Here is a 21,721-nt window from a genome sequence, read left to right as displayed (position 1 = left end):
CAGAGCTGAGCCCGATCAGAGCTGAGCCGATCGGGGCTGAGCCCGATCAGAGCTGGACCCGCCGCGATCAGTAGCCGGGCCGCCCCGGGTGGTCGCCCCACCGTTCGCACGACCAGCCGCCGCCGTCCGGTGCGAGCTCGATGACCCCGCAGTTGGGGATCCGGTTGTCCAGCGCCCACTGCGACGGCACGGCCCCGGCGAACACCGCGAGCATCCGCATGAGCGTGCCGTGCACCACCAGCACCACGTCGACCGCGTTGTCCAGGTACGACTCGCGCAGCTCGGCGATCAACGGCATGGCGCGGTCCTGCACGTCCAGGGCGCTCTCGCCGCCGGGGAGCCGGGAGTCGAGGTCGCCGTTCTCCAGCCAGTCGCGCACCATCCGGTTGTAGGCCAGGAGCGCCTCGGTCCCGGTCCGCATCTCGTAGTCGCCGGCCTGCACCTCGTGGACGCCGGGCACGGCCTGGGTGGGCAGCGCCATCTCCCGGGCGATGAGCCCGGCGGTCTCACGGGCACGCGCGGCCTCGGAACTGAGCACCACCGACGGCCTGATCCCCGAGCCGGCGAGCTCCTCCCCCACCAGCCGGGCCTGGTCGCGGCCGAGGTCGGTGAGCGGCGCCCCGGGCAGGGCGGTGTCGAGGGAACCGGCGACGTTCGAGGGGGTCTGTCCGTGGCGGACCAGGTGGAGGCGGGCGCTCACCCGGCGTCCTCCCCGCGACGCAGGCGGTCCAACCAGTCGAGTTCGGCGGCGCGGTCCGGCGGCGGGGCGCCGGCCTCGTCACCGTCCGCGACGGGCCACGACCCGAGGTAGCGCAGGTCCGCGGTCCGGTGGCGCAGGGCGACGAGCGCCTCGGCCACCGCCGGGTCCTCGATGTGGCCGACGAGGTCCACGTGGAACAGGTAGGTGAACCGCTCGACGCGGGTGGGTCGGGAGCCGATGCGGGTGAGGTCGATGTCGCGGATCGACAATTCCGTGAGCGCCTGGACCAGGGAATTGGGCTCGTGGGGCAGTCCGAAGATCACGCAGGTCCGGTCACTGCCGGTGCGCGCCGGCGGCGGGCCGGGGCGACCGACCAGCACGAACCGGGTGCGGGCACCGCCCACGTCGGCGACGTTCTCGGCCAGCGCGACCAGTCCGTTGATCTCACCGGCCCGCGCGGGGGCCGCGGTGGCGTCGGCGGTGCCGGCTGCGACCTCCTCGGCACCGGCCGCGGTGGAGGAGGTGGTCTCGATGTGCGCCTGCGGCAGGTGCACGCCCACCCAGCGGCGGACCTGCGCGGCGGCGACGGGGTGGGTCCGCAGGACGCGGACGTCGGCGGCGGTGGTGCCGGGCCGCACCAGGATGGAGAACTCCACGTCGAGCTCGGTCTCGGCGAAGATCTGCAGCCGGTCCCCCACCGCGAGTGCGTCGCTGGTCGGGTTGACGGTGCCGTCGACCGAGTTCTCGAACGGGACGCACGCGTAGTCGGCGGTGCCGGCGCGGACCATCGCCAGCGCCTCGTCGGGGGTGCCGGCGGGGACCGCCTCGGCGTCGCCGAGCAGCGTCGAGGTGCGCACGTCGGTGCGCAGTCGGTGCAGGGCGGCATCGGTGAACGTGCCGGGCGGGCCGAGGTAGGCGACGGTGACCACGACGACAAGCCTAGCCAGCGTCAGGGGGCGTCGACGGACGCGAGGTCCGCCGAGACGGCGTCGACCCGCCCGTCGGGCACGAGGACGCACGTGATCACGTCGCGGATCGCCTCCCGGGCCGACCTCGACAGGCCCAGGAGCCGGGCCGGGTCCGGTCCGGCGAGCGCATCGCGGACGTCCGCCCCGGTCATGGCCGCCACCGCCCCGGCGAGCATCGCCCACACCTCGCCGGCGTCGGCACAGCGGGGCACCAGCCCGGAACCGAACCCCACCCCGGAGTGCGCGGCCACGGCCAGCAGGTCCGCGAGCTGATCGGCGGCGGGGCCCGGCCCGGCCAGCCCGGGGGCGACGTCGACGACCGCGGGGGTGCCCGCGGCGAGCACCTCGGCGACCGCGTCGAGATCGGGCAGACGCGTGTCGGAGGTGGGATCCACCGCCACGGGGACGGGCGCCGACCACCTCGTCAGGGCCGGGACCATCGACTCCTCGTCCACCACGAGGTCGTCCAGGAGATCCGGCCGGGAGGGACCGCGACCGAGCAGTTCGAGCGACACCGTCATGACCTCAGGTCTACACCCCTCGCGAGGGCCCCGGGATCACGCCCCGCGCGTTGCTACGCTCTCCCCGATGGGTACCGACGACTCCCCCGTGCCCGAGTACGCGGCCGACTACGCCCCCGCCCCGGACGACGCCCCGGACGCCTCCCACCTCACGCCCGAGGAGAAGCGCGGACCGCGGACCGTCCACGTGGCGCTGGCCCTGCTGGCCGGGTTGCTCGTGATCGCCGTGGCCACCAACCCCGCGTCGGTGCTGCCCAGGGACTCGACCCTGCACGGTGCGTACCACGTCGACCGGGACTCGGGGCTCGAGCTGCAGGTGCCGGTCGGATGGCGCGTGAGCGGCGACCCCGACTTCGGGACCGTGCAGATGCGACCTGTCGGCACCGGTCGGGCCCTGGACACCCGCATCCTCGCCGGGCCCCTGGAGTCCGGGATCGCCGCCGCGGCCGTCACCGACGATCAGGGGGCCGCCACCGCGCTCGCCGAGACCATCCAGATGTACGTGTTGGGCGTGGCCGGGACCCGTGACGAACAACGGACCGTTCCCGTGGACAACGAGGCGGGCACGGGCGCCGCGATCTCCTACGTGGTGGTCCCGGACGGGAGCGCCGACCAGGACTCCGGGGGGCTGGTCTACACCGCCGTCTTCGGTTCCGAGGGGCGCCGCTGGTGGGTGGCGTACGTGACCACCTCTCAGCAGTCCGCACCCGGCATCCGGTGGATGGACCGGATCGTCGATCATGTCCGGCTCCCCCGGTGAGCAGGTCGGGGTGAGCGGGTCGACGCCGCCCGCATCCGGCGCGGGACGACTCCTTCGCACTCTCTCGCCGGGCGAGGCGTTCACCCGGTACACGGCTCGGTTCGACCCGGTCACCGACCCCCGTGTCCGCCGGCTCGTGACGGCCGAGCTCGTCGTCGTCCTGGCCGTCACCTTCGGATTGTCCGGCGCCTACGCCGTGCTCGACCTGGTCTCCGCGCTGCTCGCGCCCGCCGACCTCGCGGAGCAGACCGCCGCCCTCAACGTCTCGCGCTCCGAGCACTCCTGGCTCGACCTGTCCTACCAGGCACTAGGGGTACTGCGGCTGCTGGCGTGGGCGCTGCTCCCGCTGGTGCTGCTCGCGCACTCCGGGATCCGTGCGCGGGCGATCGGGCTGACCCGCGCGCGTCCGGGGCGGCAGGTGGCGTGGGGGCTGGCGTTGACCGCCGTCATCGGCATCCCCGGCCTGGCGCTGTACGTCGGCGCGGTCACCGCAGGGGTCAATCTGCAGGTGTCCGCGTCCGGCCTGGGTGAGACGTGGTGGCGGCCCGTCGTGCTGGTGCTCTCCGCTGCCGGGAACGGTGCCGCCGAGGAGATCCTCGTGGTGGGCTACCTGCTCGTCCGGCTGCGCCAACTGGGGGTGCCGCCCGTTCTGGCCCTGGCCGCGAGCGCGCTGCTGCGCGGGTCGTATCACCTCTACCAGGGGTTCGGCGGGGGGCTCGGCAATCTCGCGATGGGCGTGGTGTTCGCCCTCTGGTGGATGCGGACCCGTCGGTTGTGGCCCCTGGTGCTGGCGCACACGCTGCTCGACGTGGTCGCGTTCCTCGGCTACGCGCTGCTCGCCCCGCACGTGTCGTGGCTGTGACGGCCCAGCCGTCGCTCCGCGCAAGCTACAGCTCCGCGCCCACCACCGCCCCGGGTTGCGCGTCCCGAATGGTCCATTCCGGCAGCGCACCTGGCCGAAATGCGTGCATAGAGGCAGCGCATCCCGGTGCAGAGGGGCGGCCCCCGCGGCTGTGACGCTGGTCCCGCCGGGACCGTGGGACCCGCCGACCGCGGGGCACGCCAAGTAGAGTCCGATCCCATGACCGACGACCCCAGGCGCCGGCACCTCACCCCGGAGGAGGCCGCCGAGCTCCGGCGACGCGCGCGCGAGCGCCGCGGTTACGCCGACCCCGGCACTCCGCACGAAGCGTCGGGCCGGCCCGACCCGGCCGCCCGGCGGGCCCCGCGCACCCCGGGCCGTGAGCGGCCGGTGGGTCGCACCGGCTACCAACCGCGACAGCAGCCCGAGCCGCTGTCCCCGGAGGAACGGGCGCGGTACGCCGCACGTGACCGCCGCGACCCAGCGGACCCCCGTGCCGCACGAGATCCGCGCTCCGCCGGTGACCCCCGGGCCGCACGTGACCCCCGCGATCCGCGGGCGGCACGCGACCCCCGGGCCGCACGCGACCCACGCGACCCCCGTGCCGCTCGCGACCCTCGCGACCCGAGGCAGCCGTCGGCCGCCCGGGGCGGCACGCGCGACCCCTACCGCGAGCCCGTCGACCGGCGCGGCCGGCGACCCGACCGTCGGCCTGCGCGTGGGGCCTCCGGGATGCCGTCGGGAGGACGCCGCACGCGCCGCACGCCACGGCGACGGATCGGACCGCTGCGGATCCTCGGCCTGGTGCTGGTCCTCGTACTCACGCTGGGAGTGGTCAGCGTCCTGTGGGCGGACTCGAAACTGCAGCGGATCGACGCACTGACCGATTACCCGGGGCGCGGCGGCAACACGCCCGGCACCGTCACCCTGCTCGTGGGCACCGACTCGAGGGAGGGGTTGACCGCCGAGCAACAGGCCCAGCTGTCGACCGGCTCGGAGTCCGATGCCGGCGGCAAGCGCACCGACACGATGATGCTCGTCTACACCCCCCGCGGCGGGGACCGGACGATGCTCATCTCGCTACCCCGCGACCTGCTGGTCGACGTCCCCGGGTACGGCGAGAACAAACTCAACGCCGCCTACACCTTCGGCGGACCGCCCCTGCTCGCCCAGACGTTGGAGCAGCAGACCGGCGTCCGGATCGACCACTACGCGGAGATCGGGTTCGGCGGGTTCGCCGGGATCGTCGACGCCGTGGGCGGGGTGGACATCTGCATCGACGAGCCCATCAGCGATCCGCTCGCGGGCCTCGACCTCGCCGCCGGATGTCAGACCCTCGCCGGCCCGCAGGCCCTGGGCTTCGTACGCACCCGCTACGGTTTCGCCGAGCAGGACCTCCAGCGCGTCCGCAACCAGCGACAGTTCCTCGGCGCGCTCATGCGCAAGACGCTCTCGCCCGGGAACCTGCTCAACCCGTTCACCGCGGTGCCGCTGCTGGACTCGGCGGCGGAGGCCGTCACCGTGGACACCGGCGACCACATCTGGAACCTCGCCATGGTGATGCGCAGGCTCAGCGGGGACCCGCTCACCGTGACCGCGCCACACGACGGGATGTCCTCCGGGTCCGTGGGGTCCTACCTCGTGTGGGGCCCCACGACCACCGGATTCTTCGACGCGGTCGCCTCCGGGCGGACCCCGGGACCGGAGTACCTCGACGCCGGACCGTGAGCGACGACGGTCAGCCGGCCGGGGTGATGGAGACGATCCCCCACGTGCCGTCCGGGTTCTCGGCCACCCGCACACGCTGCCTGATGAGCACCGGGTCCGCCCCCGGCGGGTACTCCGTGAGGTCGACCTCCAGCAGGGTGGGTGACAGTTCGCGCACCTCCACACAGTGGCCTGTGCCCTCGGGGACCTGTTCCACCCCGTCGACGCGCAACTGCTCCACGGTCATTCGACTGGACGGAGCGACCACGGCGAAGGCCTTCTCCGCGGAACGCTCCACGTAGTACGAGTGGTCGAAGGCCAGCACCGCTCCGGCCGGCGTCTCGAGCGAGCCCGGTCCGGAACCCACCACCCGGCCGGGCTCGGACACCTCCGGGCAGCCGGCGACCTCCCCGGTCGCCGGGCCGACGGCCCCGCGGGCCACGATGTACCCCAGTACCGCCGATCCGCCCAGCACCGCGACGCCGGCGGCGGCGAGCAGGACGATCCTCATCGGACGACGGTCGACTACCGCAGGTACGGGCTGAACCTCGTCGTCCGCCCGACCCGGGACCCCGGCCGGGGTGCCGAGCGTGAGGGTGGACAGGTCGTCGGCCTCGCGTCGACCATTAGCGGAACCGACCGGCACTGCCAGGGGTGTCGGGTCGTCCCCGACCGGGGGGCGGGTGCCGACGGGCCCCGGCGACCGGGTCCCACCGGTCGCGGCGGGAGTCGGCCGGCCGGGGTCGGAACCGCCGGCTGCACCCAGGGTGATCCGGGTGGGCGGCGGGCCATCCCGCCGGGACCCCTGCTCGCCCGACCCGGCCCGCGCGGAATCCGGACCGGTGGCTGCGCCGGCCGACCGGCCCGCCGCGGGTCCGCCGGGGATCGACTGGTCGGGGGTCGGCCCGGTCCGCAGCCACGGCGGAACCGTCACCTCCGGGAGACGGGGCGCCTCGTCGTCGTCGCCCGCCCTCGGCCCGTCCGCCACGCCGCCCCACCCCCTTAACCCCGCTCCGGGTCGACTCATCGCGTCATGCGCGACCGCGGTCGTATCGGAGAGGATCCTAGAGGCCAGCGCGCCGGACCGGGGAGTGATACCGCGCGGAGCGCGGCGGCTCGGCAGTGGCGGGCGCCGGGCGCCGGGTCAGCGCAGGGTCACCTGGCGGGCGCGTAGCCCGTCGCGGGAGGAGCGCTCGTCCGAGGTGAGCGGGGTGTCGTCGGCGAGCGCCTCACGGAGCGCGGCGTCGAGCACCTGCAGCCCCGGCGCCCACTCCTGGTGGTGCATCTCGCGGTCCAGGTCGAACACCGGCACGAGCACCCCGTGGGTGCGGAACGACCCGGCGAAACGGGATCCCTCACCGAGATGGAGCCCACCGGCGGCGTGCACGCGGGCGAGGGCCTCGAACAGCTCGTCCTCGTCCTCCGGGCGCACCCAGCGGATGTGTGCCTTCTCACCGGCGTCGACCCACCAGGCGGCCTCGATGCCGTCGGCGGTGACGCGCGCCGAGGGCATCATGACCTCGTTGGCGTTGCGGACCGCCTGCGCGATCTCCGGGGCGACCTCCACGCCCTCGGCCACCCACCACGAGAAGTCGTCGTGCACGACGATCTCCAGCGGCGCATCGGCGACGATCACGTCGGCCAGGGCCGGGGTGGAGTCGGTCGGGTGCGACGAGGTGAGCGTCTCCCCGCCACCGGCGCGGGACGCCCAGTCCACCGCGTACGCCAAGTCGACGGCCGGGTCCGGCCCGTGGACCTGCACCTGCAGCCCGACCATGGCCTCACCGCCGAGCTGCTCGTCGCGGACCAGGCCCGCGATGGCGCCGGGCAGGACGGTCGCCAGTGTGACGTCCCGACCTCCGTCGACCGTGGTGAGCCGCGCGGTGGCCGACGGCACGAACTCGCGCATCGCCACCATGTCGCACTCCCCGGCGAACCCGGCGAACGGCCGTGGCTCGACGCTCAGTTCCTCACGCTCGGCCGCGCGTGCGGCGATCTTGGCCTGGCGGTTGCCGCCGGACTTGGGCTCGTTGTTCCGATTGCGTCTACCCACGATCACCACGATACGGTGCGCCTCCGACGACCGCCCGCACAGGCGGCGGAGACGCACCACACGGGACCCGCCGGTCAGCCGCGCGCGGGTCCCTCGAGCCGGGGCGCGCCCCCGTCGAGGACGGTCAGCGCACGCGACGGGACGTTTGTGCCCACCCAGTCCACCCCGAGGTCGCGGCACAGCAGCAGGTCGGCGGGATCGTCGACCGTCCAGCAGTAGGTGCCCATCCCCCGCGACCGCCAGTATTCGACCAGCCACGGCCGCGCCCGCAGCGCCCCGATGCTCGGGCCCATCAACTGGGCTCCGAACCCCTCGGCGGGCCACGACTTGAGGACGTTCCGGCGCTCGCGCAGTTGCACGGTGGGCACGTCCGGGGCGAGCCGGCGGAAGCGCCGCACGGCCGTGACCGAGAAGCTCATCATCACCGCGCGCGAGTCGGCGAACGACGCGGCCCGGTCGAGGCCGAAGTACCTCAACTCGTCGTACAGCGCGGTCTCGACCCGGCCGCCGGACGGCACCGGGTGCTTCGTCTCGAGGAACAGGCGGACGTCCGGGTACGCCTCGGCCATGACGAGGAAGCTGCGCAACGTGAGCACCGGCTCGGGGGCGCGGTGCACGGGGTGCCACGACCCCACATCGAGTGCGGAGATCTGTTCGAGGGTGCTCGCGTGGACCCAGAGGTCCTCGTCCGCGACGCGGGACGTGCGCGGATCGTGGAGCAGGACGGGGACGCCGTCGGCGGTGAGCCGGACGTCCACCTCGAGCGCCTCGGCACCCTGCTCGAGGGCCTGCCGGAAGGCGACCTGGGTGAGTTCGGGGTATTCCGCGGAGGCGCCGCGGTGGGCGACGATCCCGCTGCGCGTGGAGACGGGCGAGGGCAGGTGGGTGGTCGCGTGGACCGTCACGTCTCAATCCTTCCGGGTTGCGGACGCCTCCACGATCCCCGCCGCGATGAACCTGCGCGTGAACCGCGGGGAAGGGGCACTGAAACTCCTCATGACACCCCGGGTCTCGCGCGCCGCCCACACCGCGGCGAGCGCGGCCAGGGCCGTGAGCAGGACGGTGTCGGCGGCGGCCTGGGCGCCCTCGCCGCCACCGCGCCACAGGGCGGCCGCGACCGCCAGCGCGTTGACCGCCCAGGCCACCCACCAGCGCCTCAGATCGGACCGGGACGGGGCGCGGGTCGACACCCGGCGCAGTTCCTCCAGGTAGACGGGCAGGCGGAAGAAGTTGACGACGACGAGGAGACCGCCCACCCACAGGCCCGCCCGTGACCGGGGGTCCCGAACCGGTGCGTACGCCCGCCGCCGTGTCTCCACGAGCCAGGCCGTCGCGGTAACCGCCGCCGCGACCCCCACGGCGATCGCCACGATCCCGGTCACCCAGACCAGAGCGGTAGTGAGGGCCTCGAGCCACCACGGTGCGAGCCGGTCGGCGTACCAGGCCAGAGCGAGGTATCTCAGTCCGTGGGCCACGGCGGTGGCGAGGAACCAGGCGCCGGCCGCCCGCATGATGCCGGGGGCGGCGGTGGCCAGCCGCGCGGGCGCCGGGCCGGCCGGCTGCGTGAGCCGGCGCGGGACCGCGACCGGCGGCAGTCCCCACCGCGGGGTGGCGGAATAGGCCGGGGTGCGGTCTCCCCACGCCGGCCCGGTGCGGTGCCGCGGGACGGGCGGCCGCGCCACGGGTGTCGGGGGGCGCCACGGCGGGTGGGCGACCCAACGCCACTGTCCCTGCCGCCGCGGTGTGGTCATGGCGACCATGCTGGCACAGCCGGGTGGCGTCGGACGGCGGTGTGCCGGAGCCTGGGGTCATGTCGGTGAGCTGCCTGCGTGTCCACGACCTCGTCTCGGGAGAGGCCGATCCGGCGGGTGGCCACGTCGTCCTCGTGGACCGCTTGTGGCCACGGGGCGTGCGCAAGGACTCCCTCGATCACGACGAATGGTGCAGGGACGTGGCTCCGTCCGCCGACCTGCGCCGCGAGTTCCACCGCGGTGAACTGGACTTCGAGCACTTCGCGGAGAGGTATCGGGAGGAGTTGTCACGCGAGCCCGCCGCCGGGGAGGTGGACCGCCTGGCGACGCTTGCGGCCCGCGGCGACCTGGTGCTGGCCTATGCGGCGAGGGACACCGGGCACAACCACGCCCTCGTTCTGGCGGACGAGATCAGGCAGCACATGTAGCCGTCGTCACATCAGGGGTGACGGAACGCGACTGCGTGTGTATGGTCGTTCTCAGTAGTTGAAATCGTTCGTTGTATTTCTGTAGATCCACCGTCCTTGAGAGAGGGCAGTGCGGCACCGCAGGGAAACACACAGCACGCTCTCTGCTGCAGCACCTGGTATCCCGACAAGCGGGGTACCGACTCTCGAAAGGACGCCAATATGGCTACCGGCACCGTTAAGTGGTTCAACGCTGACAAGGGCTTCGGCTTCATCGCCCCCGACGACGGCTCGGCCGACGTCTTCGCCCACTTCTCCGCCATCCAGGGCTCGGGCTACCGCTCGCTCGAGGAGAACCAGCAGGTCTCCTTCGACGTCGCGCAGGGCGCCAAGGGCCTGCAGGCGGAGAACATCACCCCGATGTGATCTGACGTCAGAGCGATCTGACGTCCTTCGGAATTAGCAAGAGGGCCCGGCAGGAGAGATCCTGCCGGGCCCTCTCGTATTTCCGTTCCGCCCGATTCGGCGGTGCGGGAATCCGCTCCCGCGCCCGGTCAGACGCGGGAGCGCCCGGTCAGATGGGGCAGGCGACGCCGCTGCGGACATGGCAGTCGTAGCCGCCCGGATTCTTGACCAGGTACTGCTGGTGGTAGTCCTCGGCGTAGTAGAAAGTGCCGGACCGGACCTCCTCCAGCGCGCCGATCTCGGTGGTCAGCGGTCCGTGGCCGGCGGCGTCGAGCTCCTTCTGGTAGCCCTGTGCGATCCGGCGGGCCGCCTCCAGCTGCTGCGGCGTGGTGGTGAAGACGGCCGAGCGGTACTGGGTGCCCATGTCATTGCCCTGGCGCATCCCCTGCGTGGGATCGTGCCACTCGAAGAACGTGGCCAGCAGCTTCTCCACCGGCAGCACCTCGGGGTCGAAGACCACCAGGACGGCCTCGGTGTGTCCGCTCGCGCCCGTGCAGGTCTCCTCGTAGGTGGGGTTCGGAGTCCAACCGCCGGCATAGCCGGCAGCGGTGGTCCAGACTCCGTCGAGCTGCCAGAGCACCTTCTCCGCGCCCCAGAAGCAGCCCATACCGAGCACTATCGATTCGTGACCCTCCGGGAACGGCGGGACCATCGGATTCCCGGTGACGATGTTCGCCGGTGCCACCGCGACCGGGTCGGCCCGGCCGGGGAGAGCCGCCTCGGCGTCGACGACGGTGCTCGCCGTACGCATTGCGGATTGTCTGATCGCGTCCTGTAGCCAGCCCATGCCGCCAGGGTAACCCTCTATCCCGGTCGTGATCGGAACGTGTTGTGACCTATCCCATACACACGGTTAGGGTGGTGGCCAGTACGACCGAGGGGGAGCTCGACGTGACTTCTGGACAGCCCGCCGCACAGCGTCTGCGCGCCATCTTCGACGGTGACCCGCGTCAGCCCTTCGAGGGCTCCGGCTGCAGCGACCACGTCCGTCGCCGCAACGTCCGCGCGAGCGTCGTCGTCGCCCTGACCCTGCTGATCGTCCTCATCGCGCTGCTCGTGGTCTGACCAGGGACGTTCATCGCGCGAGGCAGTCGCGGGCGACCCGCACCAGCAGCGGGGCCCACGGCGCACAGTCGTCCTCCGGCAGCGTCGCCACGTCGGCCATCGCCGCGGCGGAGACCCACCGGAGTTCCGCGATCTCAGCGCAGGGGCGCTGACTACCGTCCACCTCCGCGGCGAAGACCTCGGACACCAGTGAGAAGCCGGGCTCATTGGCCGTGGCGGTGTCGAACCGGCCCAGGAAGGTGAGTTCGCCGGGGGCGACGGACACCCCCAGTTCCTCGCCGATCTCGCGGACGGCGCACTCCAGGGGGGACTCCCCTGCCTCCCACTTCCCGCCGGGGAGCATGAAGCGACGAGTGCCCGTCTTGCGGACGGTCGCCACCGCCCCGTCGGGGCGGGTGAGCACCACCGCCGAGACCGAGATGATGCCGGGGGCGGCGGACGTATCGGAGTGATCCACGATCCCGATCATGGCAGGCCACGAGATCCGGTGTGGACGGGCGCTCGCGCGGCCCGACGCGCCGGTGGCCGGATCACTATGGTGGAGGTGGACGTCGTGACGGGCGTTACGGGGGAATCCCGCGCGCAGCCCGCCACCCAACTGAAAGGACACTCCACTATGGCCGAGTACGTTCTTCCCGATCTCGACTACGACTACGGCGCTCTCGAGCCGCACATCTCCGGCGAGATCATGGAGCTGCACCACTCCAAGCACCACGCGACCTACGTCAAGGGCGCGAACGACGCCATCGAGCAGCTCGCCGCGGCCCGCGAGGACGGCAGCATCGCCGCCAAGGCCCCGCTGCTGAGCAAGAACCTGGCCTTCCACCTCGGTGGCCACACCAACCACTCCGTGTTCTGGAAGAACATGTCGCCGAACGGTGGCGACAAGCCCGAGGGCGAGCTGGCCTCCGCGATCGACGCCGAGTTCGGTTCCTTCGACAAGTTCCAGGCCCACTTCAACGCCGCCGCCACGACCCTGCAGGGTTCGGGCTGGGCCGTCCTGGGGTGGGACCACATCGGGCAGCGCCTGATCATCCAGCAGCTCACGGACCAGCAGGGCAACATCTCGATCAACATCACCCCGCTGCTCATGCTGGACATGTGGGAGCACGCCTTCTACCTGCAGTACAAGAACGTCAAGCCGGACTATGTCAAGGCCTGGTGGAACGTCATCAACTGGGCGGACGTGGCCGAGCGCTACGCGGCCGCCAAGGGCTGAACACCGGCCTAGCGCCTCACGGCTCAGCAGAGCTCGCAGCGGCCCGGGTGGGGACCTCCCCACCCGGGCCGCTGCTCGTCTGTCGCCCGGCTCGTCCGCCCGGCCCACAGAGGGTTCCCCGGACGAGCGTCCACTTGGGTAGCGTCACTTCCCGATGCGGGGATGCGAGTCACCGCGATACGTGCACCCGGGGAGAGTCGATGTCCGCCAACCGAATGACCGCCAGCCGAACGTCCGCCAGCCGGATGGCCGTCAACCGCCGCGCCGTCCTGGGCGGGGCCGCCGCACTCGGCGGGGTCGCCGCGCTGCAGTCGCTCCTCCCGGCCGTCGCCGCGGGCCAGTCCACGGACATGTACGTCGGCCGCGGGATCGGGGACATGACCGGAGAGCCGCTGGGCGCGGGCATGAACGGGTACGCGGACACCGAGCAGCTCTCCGTCGGGCTGCACCTGCGTCAGCGGGCCCGCGCCTTCGTCTTTGCCGACTCGCCGTCGTCGCCCCGGTTCCTCCACGTCACCGCCGAGATCGGCCTCGTCTTCCAATCGATCCAGCAGGAGGTGTTGCGCCGGCTGGCCGCCGAGTTCGGCGACACCTACCACGAGGGCAACGTGGTCATCACCGCCACTCACACCCACGTGGCGCCCGGTGGGACGTCCGGCCACCCCATGGTCGACCTGTCGATGCTGGGCTTCCGGCCGGTCACGTTCGAGGCCAATGTCTCCGGGATCGTCGACGCCGCACGGATGGCCCACCACGACCTCGCGCCGTCGAGCGTCGGTGTCACCACCGGCACCCTCCACGACGCCGGGGTCCAACGCTCCCGCGGCTCCTTCGACCGCGACGCCCCCGAGGAGCGCGCGCACTTCCCCGAGGGGATCGATCCGCGGTCGCAGTCGCTGCAGATCACCCGCGACGGCCGGCTCGTGGGCGTGCTCAACTGGTTCGGCGTCCACGCCACCTCGATGACCTCCCACAACACGATCGCGTCCTCGGACAACAAGGGCTTCGCCGCATGGCACTGGGAGCGGGAGGTGGCCGGGCAGGACTACCTCGACGGCCGCACGCCGGAGCTGGTCACCGCGTTCGCCCAGACCAACCCCGGGGACGTGAGCCCCAACCTCCACCTCGCCCCCGGCCTGGGCCCGACGCCCGACGAGTGGCTCAACACCCGGATCATCGGCGAGCGGCAGTTCGCGGCCGCGCGCGACCAGGTGGGCAAGGGAATCCGGCCGCTCGGCAGCGGAATCGACGTGAGGCACCGCTGGGTGGACATGTCGGCGGTCGAGGTGCGGCCCGAGTTCACCGGCGACGGGCGCACCCACCGGACGGCGGTGGCCGCGCTCGGGGCGTCATTCGCCTCCGGGAGCCAGGAGGACGGTGGCGGCGGGGACGAACTGCCGTTCGCCGAGGGCGACCGCGGTGGTAACCCGGTCATCGCGGCGATCACCGACGTGGTGATCCCCGCCTGGCTCCGCGAGGCCCACGGCGCCAAAGACGTGCTGCTTCCGGTGGGCCTGGTACCGCAGGCCGTCCAGCGCGTGTACCCGTTCCACCTCGTACGCCTGGGCGGGCACTACCTGTTCACCCTGGGGTTCGAGCCGACCGTGGTCGCGGGGCTGCGCCTGCGCCGCACTCTGGCCTCCGAGCTCGGGGTGCCCGAGGACCACGTCACCGTCCAGGGGTATTCCAACGCCTACGGCCACTACGTGACCACGCCCGAGGAGTACTCGGCCCAGAACTACGAGGGCGGCGCGACGATCTTCGGGCCGTGGACCCTGCCCGCGATCCAGCAGACGGCCGCGGAGCTCGCCCGCTCGATGCGCGCGGGCACCCCGCTCGACCCGGGCACCTCCGAACGCGACCTCACCGGACAGATCCCGGTCTCGCCACTGGGCAACCCGCTCGTCGACACCCCGGCGCCGCTCAAGAACTTCGGCGACGTCCTGGACCCGCCGCTCGCGGAGTACCGCGTGGGCCAGCGTGTGCTGGTCCGGTTCTGCGGGACCCACCCGAACTCCGACCTGCGCCGCGGAGACACCTACCTCGCGGTCGAGCGCCGGGAGGGCGACCGGTGGGTACGGGTCCACGACGACGGCGACTGGTCCACGATGATCGTGTTCGAGGGCCTGCTCACCGTGACGAACGCGCTCATCACCTGGGACATCCCGCCGGGCACCCCGGCCGGCGCGTACCGCGTGGTGTACACGGCGTCGGGCCGCGGGATCGACGGGCGCCTGTTCCCCGTTAGGGGGGAGAGCCCGGCCTTCGACGTGCGCTGACGACCGGTCTGGGACACTGGAGACGTTAATGCTTGCACTTCCTAGTGCTTGCGTCGTCAACAGAAAGGACATCGCCCGTGGACATCAAGGGTGCTTCCGTCATCGTCACCGGTGCCGCCTCCGGCCTGGGCAACGCCACCGCGCGTTCGTTCGCCGAAAAGGGCGCGGTCGTGTTCGGCCTCGACCTCCAGCAGTCCATCGACAAGGCCGTCGAGCAGGGCATCGATGAGGGCATCACCCTCATCGCCGCCGACGTCACCAGCGAGGACGACGTCAAGGCCGCCATCGCCCGCGCCACCGAGGCCGCCCCGCTGCGCGTGGTGGTCAACTGCGCCGGCATCGCCCCGGCCGCCCGCATCGTCTCCAAGAAGGGCGTGCACGCGCTCGACCTGTTCCAGACCTGCATCTCGGTGAACCTGGTGGGCACGTTCAACGTGCTGCGCCTGGCCGCCGAGGCCATGTCCACCCAGGACACCGTGGACGAGGACGGCCAGCGCGGCGTCATCATCAACACCGCCTCCGTCGCCGCCTACGAGGGCCAGGTCGGCCAGATCGCCTACGCCGCCTCGAAGGGTGGCGTGTACTCGATGGGCATCTGCGCCGCGCGCGACCTCGCGCAGTTCGGTATCCGCGTCAACACCATCGCCCCGGGCACCATCGAGACCCCGATGCTGAAGGGTCTGACCGAGGAGTTCCAGAAGTCCCTCGAGGCCGCGATCCCGTTCCCGTCGCGCCTCGGCCGCCCGTCCGACTACGCGCAGCTGGCCAACGCGATCGTCGAGCAGGACTACCTCAACGGCGAGAGCTTCCGCATGGACGGCGCCCTGCGCATGGCGCCGCGCTAACAGCCCGACCGGGCCCGGGTACGGGTCCGAGCCGGCAACGACCGAGGCCCGCCCCCTTCGCAGGGGGCGGGCCTCAGTGCTGCGCCTGCGTCAGTCGATGTGACCCGGGGTCAGCCGCGACCGTTGTCCGCCTGGTCACCGACCGGGCCGGGAGCCGGCGCGGGCGCCGGTGCGGCACCGGGGGCCGGGGCCCACGGCAGCGGCGGCAGCGGCGGGAGGGCGATGCCGGCAGCGGTGAGCGCCGCGTGGATCTCCGGCAGGAAGTAGACGCCGGCGCCGATCGCGGCCACGGAGCCGAGGCCCAGGGTCGCGGGCACGAGCGAGCCCGTGCCCGGCAGCGATCCGGCGTCGGAGCCGAGGACGAGGGTGGCACCCTCGCCGATTCCGAGCGAGCCGGCGATCGGCGCGTAGATCGGGGCCAGCGAGCCGGTGGTCGGCTCACCGAGGAGCGCCGAACCCGAGGTGTCGACCGAACCCGTGCCGTCTGCCGGGGTGAGGATGTCGACCGAGCCGGTCGCGAGCGGGGCGACCGAACCCGCGAGCGGCGCGAGCGAACCGGTGGAGGGCTCACCGAGCAGCGCCGAACCCGAGGTGTCGAGGGAGCCCTCACCGGTGGCGTTGGCATCCAGGATGAGCGAACCCAGGTCCTGGGGAACGGACCCGTTACCGGCCGACTCCCCGCTACCCGCCGACTCGGTGCTGCCCTCCGCCGAGCCGCCGACGAGGCTTCCGAGGTCGAGACTGCCCGTCGCCTCGTCCTGCGCGGCGGCGACGCCGGTGGCGCCCGAGAGTGCCAGGGCAGCCGCGGCTGCGACGGCAGCGGCCTTGCGGGTGGTGAACGTCATTGCGTCTCCTCGTGTGGAAAGGGGTTCCCAGGCGCGGAGGCTCGTGGCCGACCCACCCCGGGCGGGGTTCATGGGACTCGAGAACGGTGTTACGAGAACGGGGTTCATCGGCCCGAACCTCACCCTATCCGTGTATTCAGGAGATGAACGGCGAGATCTCAGTTAAATCTTAGTTAGGGAAGGGTGCCGAAATCCGCTCACCCACTGCGCATATCACCGACCGCCCGCCCGGCACAGGATCAACGGGCCCGGTCGGCCGTCGATCGGAGCACGGCGATCACACGAAGTGGGAGATCCATTCGCGTACAGCGCGCGTCGCCCGGACGTCGTCCTCGTTGTAGGTGAGGATGCGATTCCGGCCGGCATCTCGCTCGACACCCCTCGCCGCCTGCGCGTCGCGATACCACCCGAGCGAGGCCTCGCCCCCGGCCTCGGGATCACGCCATGTGAACCCGGCGGCCGGGGCGACCACCTTGAGTCCCAGGCCGGAGGTCGAGACGAACTGGGTGGAGACAGCCTCGTGGACGTCCACCCACAGCGGGGAGGAGATGAAGCGCCGCACCTCGGCGACGGAGGGGACCCCCTTGACGACGACGACCGTGCCCTCCGGGCCGAACCTGCTCGCCGACGAGAGCATCCACCCGTTCTCCGCCGACCGGGAATAGCAGTACGCCCGGAACGTGCGCCCCTGCCCTGCGGCCCGGTCGCGGATCCCGGTGAGCCAGCGCCAGAACTCCGCGAACGAGCGCCCCTCGTCCGGATCCGGCAACCGGGCCCAGGTGGCGAACGGCCTGTACTCCTCGGCCTCCAGGGGGCGCCCGTCCCTCAGCGTGAGCAGGGTCCCCCACAGGTAGGCGCCGTCGTCGAGGTGACTCTCGAGGTCGACGTCCACCTCGATGTCCGCGCGGGGGATGCTCGGCCGGGCCACCTTCGGCACCACGACCTCGCCGTCCCGGTGCGCCCGCGCGCGCCGGACCGCGTCCGCGAACGGCTCGCCGTTCCAGTCCGTGGGCCGTTCCGGTCCGGCTTCCGCCAGGTCCGCCACGGTCCGGATCCCCCGCGCCCGGAGGGGTCCCACATGCCCCCCGCCGACGACGAGGCTGACGTCATCGTCCGCGACGAGCCGGTCGCGACACCCCTCGACGGGCCCGTCCCGGTCATCCCAGCCCTCCCACCAGGGGCAGGTGCGGCACTCGCCGATCCGGCTGGGCGCGGTGTCCAGCTCCCCCCGCACCACCGCCAGCCGCGTGGCGTGGGTGCGGTCGGCCGGGTCGAGCACCGGCCCCAGGTCGTGCACCACCGCGCGCGCCGACCCCAACCCCAGCACCGCACCGACCGGGGACCCCGCCGCGTGGCCCACGGACTCGAGCAACCGCCACGCGTGGACGAGCCGGTCCAGGTCCGCGGGGTGACGCCGCACCCGCAGCGTGGGATCCGGCGCGGGCGCCCAGTCGAGCAACCGGGTGACCGTCGCCGTCGCGGACCCCCTGCCACGCCGCGGGTCGACCACCTTGTGGTTGACCACCAGGACCGGCGCGTACCCGCCGCCGGGCACGGCCGCCAGGGTGCACCTGAGGCCCGCCCGGCCACTCGGCGGATCGGCGGGAAGAGCCGCGCCCCACACCAGGGTCGCCCCGTCTGCCAGGGCCCGGAGTGTCGCCCTCTCGTCGTCGTCACCCGGGACGTCCCCCGGCAGATCCGTCCAGTGATCCCCCACGACGTCCACCACCGTGGAATCGGGGCGCGCGCCCCGCAGCGCCCGTTCCCGGAGACCCGCGCGACGATCCGCCGCCGCCATGGCCCGCAGCCGCACGCCCTCGTCGAGCGGCGCCGTCCGCCACCACCCCGGTCGGGCGTCACGCTCGCGGGCCACACGGTGCAGACATCTGGCCCCCGAGGCCGGCCCCACCACCGTCACGTCGGGGGCCCGGTACGTGGTGTTCCCGGCGTCCTCCATCGCCATCCATCATGGACCAGCCGCGCCCCGCGCGACGGTCCGGTCCTCGTTGCGACCCGATTCGCCTAGGCTGGAGTCCTGATGTCCGCGACGAGAGAAGGATCGACGCCCATGGGCAAGCTGACGACCTACCGCGACAAGCGTGCCGAACTCCGCGCCCATGCTTCGGCGCTCAAGTCCACGGCCATGACCGAGGCCAAGCTCGCGGCCAAGGAGACGCGCAAGAAGGCCAAGGAGGCCCACCGCGTGGAGCTGGCCGAGGCCAAGGAGCGCGCCAAGCTCGAGCGCAAGAACGCCGACCGCAAGGCCCGCCGCGCGGAGAAGCGCGCCGAGAAGCGGGACAAGCTCGACCGCAGATCCGCCAAGCGGAACCGCAAGAACGAGAAGGTCCACGCCAAGCAGGAGCGCGCCACCATCAAGCGCGAGGCCAAGCTACTGGCCAAGGACCGCAAGCTGGCCGAGAAGATCGACTCCGCCGGCCGCAAGCACGAGTACCAGCTCGCCGAGATGGAGCTGAAGAAGCTCGAGGGCACCAAGCTCAACAAGGACGACCTGCAGCGGTGGCTGAACATGGCCAAGGTCGCCACCCCGGTGCTGCTGCCGATGGTCTACAAGGCCGTCTCCAACGCCCAGGGGTCGCCGGGCAAGCCCACCGGGCCAGGTGGGGTGGACCTCGAGGCCGCCGGCATCAACGCCACCGGCCCCGGTGCCGCACTCGGCGTGCGCATCGTCCGCCTCGAGCAGACCCTCGACCAGCTCGAGGTGAGCCGCGGCAGCGAGCGGGAGGTCAAGGACTTCATCACCTCCAGCCGGGCCCGACTCACGGACCTGCGCACGGCGGTCGAGACCGCCGAGACCACGCCCACCGCACAGCGGCGCGAGATCCACTCGTCTATCTCCGGCGAGCTCGACCGCATCAACAAGGACATCTTCGCCCGCCTGGGCGTCAAGGCGTGACGGCGCTCCGGGGGCGGATGGCCTCCATCGCGGTGGCGGCCGCCCTCATCGGCGGGGCGGCCGCCCCCGCAGTGGTGCTCGCGCCGGCCGCCGCCGCGCACTCCGTGTTGACCTCCGTCGTCCCGCAGGACGGTTCGGAGCTCGGCGCCCCACCCGGCGAGATCGTCCTGACCTTCAACGAGGAGATCAACCAGAACTTCGCCTCGGTCGCCGTGACCGCCGGGGACGACCGGACCAACCGGGTGGTCGGCGACCCCTCCGTCGCGGGCGAGACCGTCACGGTCGAACTCGACGATCTCGAGCCCGGCGCCTACACCGTCGGATACCGGGTGACCTCGTCCGACGGGCACGTGGTGAGCGGATCGTCGGTCTTCACCGTGGCGGGCGGGGCCGGGGACGCGGATGCGAGGGCGGCGGGTGGCGAGACCGCGGCTGAGGCGTCGGCGACGGCAGGTAGCGGCGCCTCCGGGGCTGACGCCGAGGCGGACGTCTCCGACGAGACCTCGGGCGAGGAGTCCGGCACCAACCCCGCGATCTGGGTCGTCGGCGGTCTGGCGATCCTGCTCATCGGCGGCGCGTTCGTGCTGTTGCGCCGCGGGAACTGACGGGCGGGGTCGCTCCCGGCCCCGGGCGGGCTCGCTCGCGGCCCCGGGCGCCTTCGGCTTACGAGCCCTCTTTGGTCCACTCCCCCAGCGCAACCCCCGCTGAAACGTACATTCCCCACGCGCAGGCCACCGGGGCAGCGGCCGCCCGCGCCGGCGCCCGCCGCCCGCCTACCGCCCCGGCAGGAAGCGCATCGCGTCGGTGGCGGGCGCGAGCAACTGCTGCCACCGCTTGCGGGGCAGGAACGACGGCCCGCCCATGTGCATGACCCGCTGCGTGGCGATCGTCTGCGATTCGGTGTACTTGAGCAGTCCCTCGTCACCGTGGCGCCGCCCCACCCCTGAGGCGCCCATGCCGCCCATCGGACCCGCCACCGAGCCCCAGCCGGCGACGTAGCCCTCGCCGACGTTGACGGTGCCGGTCCGCAGACGCGCGGCGATCTGCTCGCCCTCGGCGTCGGATCCGGCGAACACCGACGAGTTGAGCCCGTACTCGGTGTCGTTCGCCTCGGCGATCGCCTCCTCGACCGAGTCGACGGGGTAGATCGACACGACGGGGCCGAAGGTCTCCTCGTCGTAGCAGGTCGCGTCGGAGGGCACGTCGGTGAGCAGCGTGGGCTCGTAGAACAGTGGTCCGAGATCGGGCCGGGCGCGTCCGCCGGCGAGGACCCGGGCACCCTTGGCGACGGCGTCGTCGACGTGCGCGGAGACGGTGTCCAACTGGTCGCGGGAGATGAGGCTGCCCATCTCGGCCTCGAAGTCGTAGCCGGGTCCGACGCTCATGGCCTGCACGCGTGCGGAGAGCTTCTCGATGAGCTCCGGCGCCACGGACCGCTCCACGTAGACCCGCTCCACGGAGATGCACAGCTGACCGGAGTTGGAGAAGAACGCGCGGGTGGCGACCTCGGCCACCTCGTCGAGGTCGGCGCCGGCGGTGACGATCATGGCGTTCTTCCCGCCGAGTTCCGCGGAGAATCCGATCAGGCGTTCGCCGCACTGGCGGCCCAGCGTGCGGCCGGTGGCGGTGGATCCGGTGAACATGAGGTAGTCCACGTTCTCGACGATCGCGCCGCCGACGGTCCCACCCGAACCGGGCACCACCTGGAACAGGTCGCGCGGCAGGCCCGCCTGGTAGAGCATGTCTGCGGCGGCGAGGGCGCAGAACGGGGTGATGGACGCGGGCTTGATCACCACGGCGTTGCCCGCGAGCAGGGCGGCGAGCGCGTCGGTGGCGGCGAGGTTGAGCGGGTAGTTCCACGGGGCGATCACGCCCACGACGCCCTTGGGCTGGCGGCGCACCACGGCCTTGGTCAGACCCGGCAGCATGCCCTGGACCCGCTTGGGGGCGAGCAGGCCGGGTGCGGTCCGGGCGTAGTGGCGCGCGGTGATGAGGCAGTCCAGCACCTCCTCCTGCGCGGAGGCGCGGCTCTTTCCGGTCTCGGCCTGCACGATGTCCATGAGCTCGCCGCGATTGCGCATGACCTGCCTGGCGAACCGGGTGATCACGGCGACGCGGTCGGAGATGTCGCGTTCGGCCCACGCGACCTGCGCGGCCCGGGCCCGGTCGACGGCGGCGGTCACGTCGTCGGCGGTGCCCACGGGGATCTCCGCCAGCGGTTCGCCGGTGAAGACCTCGTTGATCACCGCCGACGGGCGGCTCGAGGGGTCGGCCCGGAACTCGGGGATCGCGACGAGGTCGCGGAGACGGTCGTACACACGGGGCGCGGGTCGGGTCATGGCCCAGATGTTACCGGCGGG

The 21,721-nt window shown here is 72.5% G+C and carries 23 protein-coding genes; 11 read left to right on the top strand and 12 right to left on the bottom strand.

Translation table 11 applies throughout. The features are described 5' to 3' along the window. Nucleotides 1-67 precede the first annotated feature (67 nt). From AC3DE3_RS10255 to AC3DE3_RS10245, 3 genes are read right to left on the bottom strand one after another with little or no spacing between them, the layout of a single operon-like run. A complete protein-coding gene (locus AC3DE3_RS10255) occupies nt 68-700 on the bottom strand; it encodes a histidine phosphatase family protein (RefSeq protein WP_488369881.1) in 633 nt (210 codons plus the stop codon). Beyond that, entirely contained in the window at nt 697-1,629 is a 933-nt protein-coding gene (pheA, locus tag AC3DE3_RS10250) for a prephenate dehydratase (RefSeq protein ID WP_260486384.1), read from the bottom strand. Before pheA ends, AC3DE3_RS10255 begins: the two co-directional genes overlap by 4 nt. Nucleotides 1,630-1,649: 20 nt before the next feature. Beyond that, the gene (locus AC3DE3_RS10245; RefSeq protein WP_260486383.1) at nt 1,650-2,189 is read right to left on the bottom strand and encodes a hypothetical protein; all 540 of its coding nucleotides are present in this window, start codon (nt 2,187-2,189) and stop codon (nt 1,650-1,652) included. A 67-nt stretch (nt 2,190-2,256) separates the two neighbouring features. Between AC3DE3_RS10245 and AC3DE3_RS10240 the strand changes: the two genes are divergently transcribed. The 3 genes from AC3DE3_RS10240 (at nt 2,257) to AC3DE3_RS10230 (ending at nt 5,539) form a co-directional block, all read left to right on the top strand. Beyond that, a complete protein-coding gene (locus AC3DE3_RS10240; RefSeq protein WP_488369880.1) occupies nt 2,257-2,949 on the top strand; it encodes an APA family fibronectin-binding glycoprotein in 693 nt (230 codons plus the stop codon). Further along, entirely contained in the window at nt 2,930-3,811 is an 882-nt protein-coding gene (locus AC3DE3_RS10235; RefSeq protein WP_488369879.1) for a CPBP family intramembrane glutamic endopeptidase, read from the top strand. The genes AC3DE3_RS10240 and AC3DE3_RS10235 overlap by 20 nt, the downstream gene beginning before the upstream one ends. 219 nt (nt 3,812-4,030) lie before the next feature. Then, nucleotides 4,031-5,539: an LCP family protein gene (locus AC3DE3_RS10230; RefSeq protein ID WP_488369878.1), complete on the top strand. Its 1,509-nt coding sequence runs from the start codon at nt 4,031-4,033 to the stop codon at nt 5,537-5,539. 10 nt (nt 5,540-5,549) lie between these two features. Here AC3DE3_RS10230 and AC3DE3_RS10225 read toward each other — a convergent pair whose 3' ends face one another. The 4 genes from AC3DE3_RS10225 to AC3DE3_RS10210 form a co-directional block, all read right to left on the bottom strand. Continuing rightward, a complete protein-coding gene (locus tag AC3DE3_RS10225; RefSeq protein WP_488369877.1) occupies nt 5,550-6,506 on the bottom strand; it encodes a DUF8176 domain-containing protein in 957 nt (318 codons plus the stop codon). A gap of 156 nt (nt 6,507-6,662) precedes the next feature. Next, nucleotides 6,663-7,574 carry a DUF5926 family protein gene (locus AC3DE3_RS10220; protein ID WP_396119793.1) on the bottom strand — a complete coding sequence of 304 codons (912 nt, stop codon included), beginning with the start codon at nt 7,572-7,574 and terminating at the stop codon, nt 6,663-6,665. A gap of 71 nt (nt 7,575-7,645) precedes the next feature. Continuing rightward, complete coding sequence (locus AC3DE3_RS10215; RefSeq protein WP_260486377.1) at nt 7,646-8,476, bottom strand: glycerophosphodiester phosphodiesterase family protein; 831 nt, start codon at nt 8,474-8,476, stop codon at nt 7,646-7,648. A 3-nt stretch (nt 8,477-8,479) separates the two neighbouring features. Next, nucleotides 8,480-9,322, bottom strand: a complete 843-nt coding sequence (locus AC3DE3_RS10210; protein WP_260486376.1) for a DUF4328 domain-containing protein — start codon at nt 9,320-9,322, stop codon at nt 8,480-8,482. Between the two features lie 59 nt (nt 9,323-9,381). Here AC3DE3_RS10210 and AC3DE3_RS10205 point away from each other — a divergent pair, with 59 nt between their 5' ends. Both AC3DE3_RS10205 and AC3DE3_RS10200 read left to right on the top strand, forming a co-directional pair. Further along, nucleotides 9,382-9,750, top strand: a complete 369-nt coding sequence (locus tag AC3DE3_RS10205) for a DUF488 domain-containing protein (RefSeq protein ID WP_260486375.1) — start codon at nt 9,382-9,384, stop codon at nt 9,748-9,750. 201 nt (nt 9,751-9,951) lie between these two features. Next, the gene (locus AC3DE3_RS10200) at nt 9,952-10,155 is read left to right on the top strand and encodes a cold-shock protein (RefSeq protein WP_007629661.1); all 204 of its coding nucleotides are present in this window, start codon (nt 9,952-9,954) and stop codon (nt 10,153-10,155) included. Nucleotides 10,156-10,303: 148 nt separating this feature from the next. Here AC3DE3_RS10200 and msrA read toward each other — a convergent pair whose 3' ends face one another. Continuing rightward, nucleotides 10,304-10,981: a peptide-methionine (S)-S-oxide reductase MsrA gene (msrA, locus tag AC3DE3_RS10195; protein ID WP_488369876.1), complete on the bottom strand. Its 678-nt coding sequence runs from the start codon at nt 10,979-10,981 to the stop codon at nt 10,304-10,306. Between the two features lie 74 nt (nt 10,982-11,055). On the opposite strand from msrA, the gene AC3DE3_RS10190 reads away from it, so the two are divergent. Next, nucleotides 11,056-11,259: a hypothetical protein gene (locus AC3DE3_RS10190; protein ID WP_260486373.1), complete on the top strand. Its 204-nt coding sequence runs from the start codon at nt 11,056-11,058 to the stop codon at nt 11,257-11,259. A gap of 10 nt (nt 11,260-11,269) precedes the next feature. Here AC3DE3_RS10190 and AC3DE3_RS10185 read toward each other — a convergent pair whose 3' ends face one another. Continuing rightward, entirely contained in the window at nt 11,270-11,716 is a 447-nt protein-coding gene (locus AC3DE3_RS10185; RefSeq protein ID WP_260486372.1) for an NUDIX hydrolase, read from the bottom strand. A gap of 159 nt (nt 11,717-11,875) precedes the next feature. Between AC3DE3_RS10185 and AC3DE3_RS10180 the strand changes: the two genes are divergently transcribed. From AC3DE3_RS10180 to AC3DE3_RS10170, 3 genes are all read left to right on the top strand, one after another. Beyond that, entirely contained in the window at nt 11,876-12,478 is a 603-nt protein-coding gene (locus tag AC3DE3_RS10180; protein ID WP_260486371.1) for a superoxide dismutase, read from the top strand. A 200-nt stretch (nt 12,479-12,678) separates the two neighbouring features. Further along, nucleotides 12,679-14,757 (top strand): neutral/alkaline non-lysosomal ceramidase N-terminal domain-containing protein, encoded by a 2,079-nt coding sequence (locus AC3DE3_RS10175; protein ID WP_488369875.1) that lies wholly within the window; start codon nt 12,679-12,681, stop codon nt 14,755-14,757. A gap of 77 nt (nt 14,758-14,834) precedes the next feature. Next, nucleotides 14,835-15,602, top strand: coding sequence for an SDR family NAD(P)-dependent oxidoreductase (locus tag AC3DE3_RS10170; RefSeq protein ID WP_260486369.1), 768 nt, complete (start codon nt 14,835-14,837; stop codon nt 15,600-15,602). 110 nt (nt 15,603-15,712) lie between these two features. Here the strand turns inward: AC3DE3_RS10170 and AC3DE3_RS10165 are convergent, their stop codons facing one another. Next, nucleotides 15,713-16,447: a hypothetical protein gene (locus tag AC3DE3_RS10165; RefSeq protein ID WP_488369874.1), complete on the bottom strand. Its 735-nt coding sequence runs from the start codon at nt 16,445-16,447 to the stop codon at nt 15,713-15,715. A gap of 277 nt (nt 16,448-16,724) precedes the next feature. Next, on the bottom strand, nt 16,725-18,404 hold the full coding sequence (locus AC3DE3_RS10160; protein WP_260486367.1) for a TM0106 family RecB-like putative nuclease: 1,680 nt from the start codon (nt 18,402-18,404) through the stop codon (nt 16,725-16,727). A gap of 111 nt (nt 18,405-18,515) precedes the next feature. Between AC3DE3_RS10160 and AC3DE3_RS10155 the strand changes: the two genes are divergently transcribed. Both AC3DE3_RS10155 and AC3DE3_RS10150 read left to right on the top strand, forming a co-directional pair. Further along, nucleotides 18,516-19,361, top strand: a complete 846-nt coding sequence (locus AC3DE3_RS10155) for a DUF6474 family protein (RefSeq protein WP_488369873.1) — start codon at nt 18,516-18,518, stop codon at nt 19,359-19,361. Continuing rightward, on the top strand, nt 19,358-19,966 hold the full coding sequence (locus tag AC3DE3_RS10150) for a copper resistance CopC family protein (RefSeq protein ID WP_488369872.1): 609 nt from the start codon (nt 19,358-19,360) through the stop codon (nt 19,964-19,966). The genes AC3DE3_RS10155 and AC3DE3_RS10150 overlap by 4 nt, the downstream gene beginning before the upstream one ends. Nucleotides 19,967-20,134: 168 nt before the next feature. On the opposite strand, the gene AC3DE3_RS10145 is transcribed toward AC3DE3_RS10150, so the two are convergent. Beyond that, entirely contained in the window at nt 20,135-21,700 is a 1,566-nt protein-coding gene (locus tag AC3DE3_RS10145) for a succinic semialdehyde dehydrogenase (protein WP_260486364.1), read from the bottom strand. Nucleotides 21,701-21,721 lie beyond the last annotated feature (21 nt).

Source organism: Dietzia sp. IBK-p2-16D (genome assembly GCF_057773085.1).
This window is presented reverse-complemented; position numbering and strand designations above follow the sequence as displayed.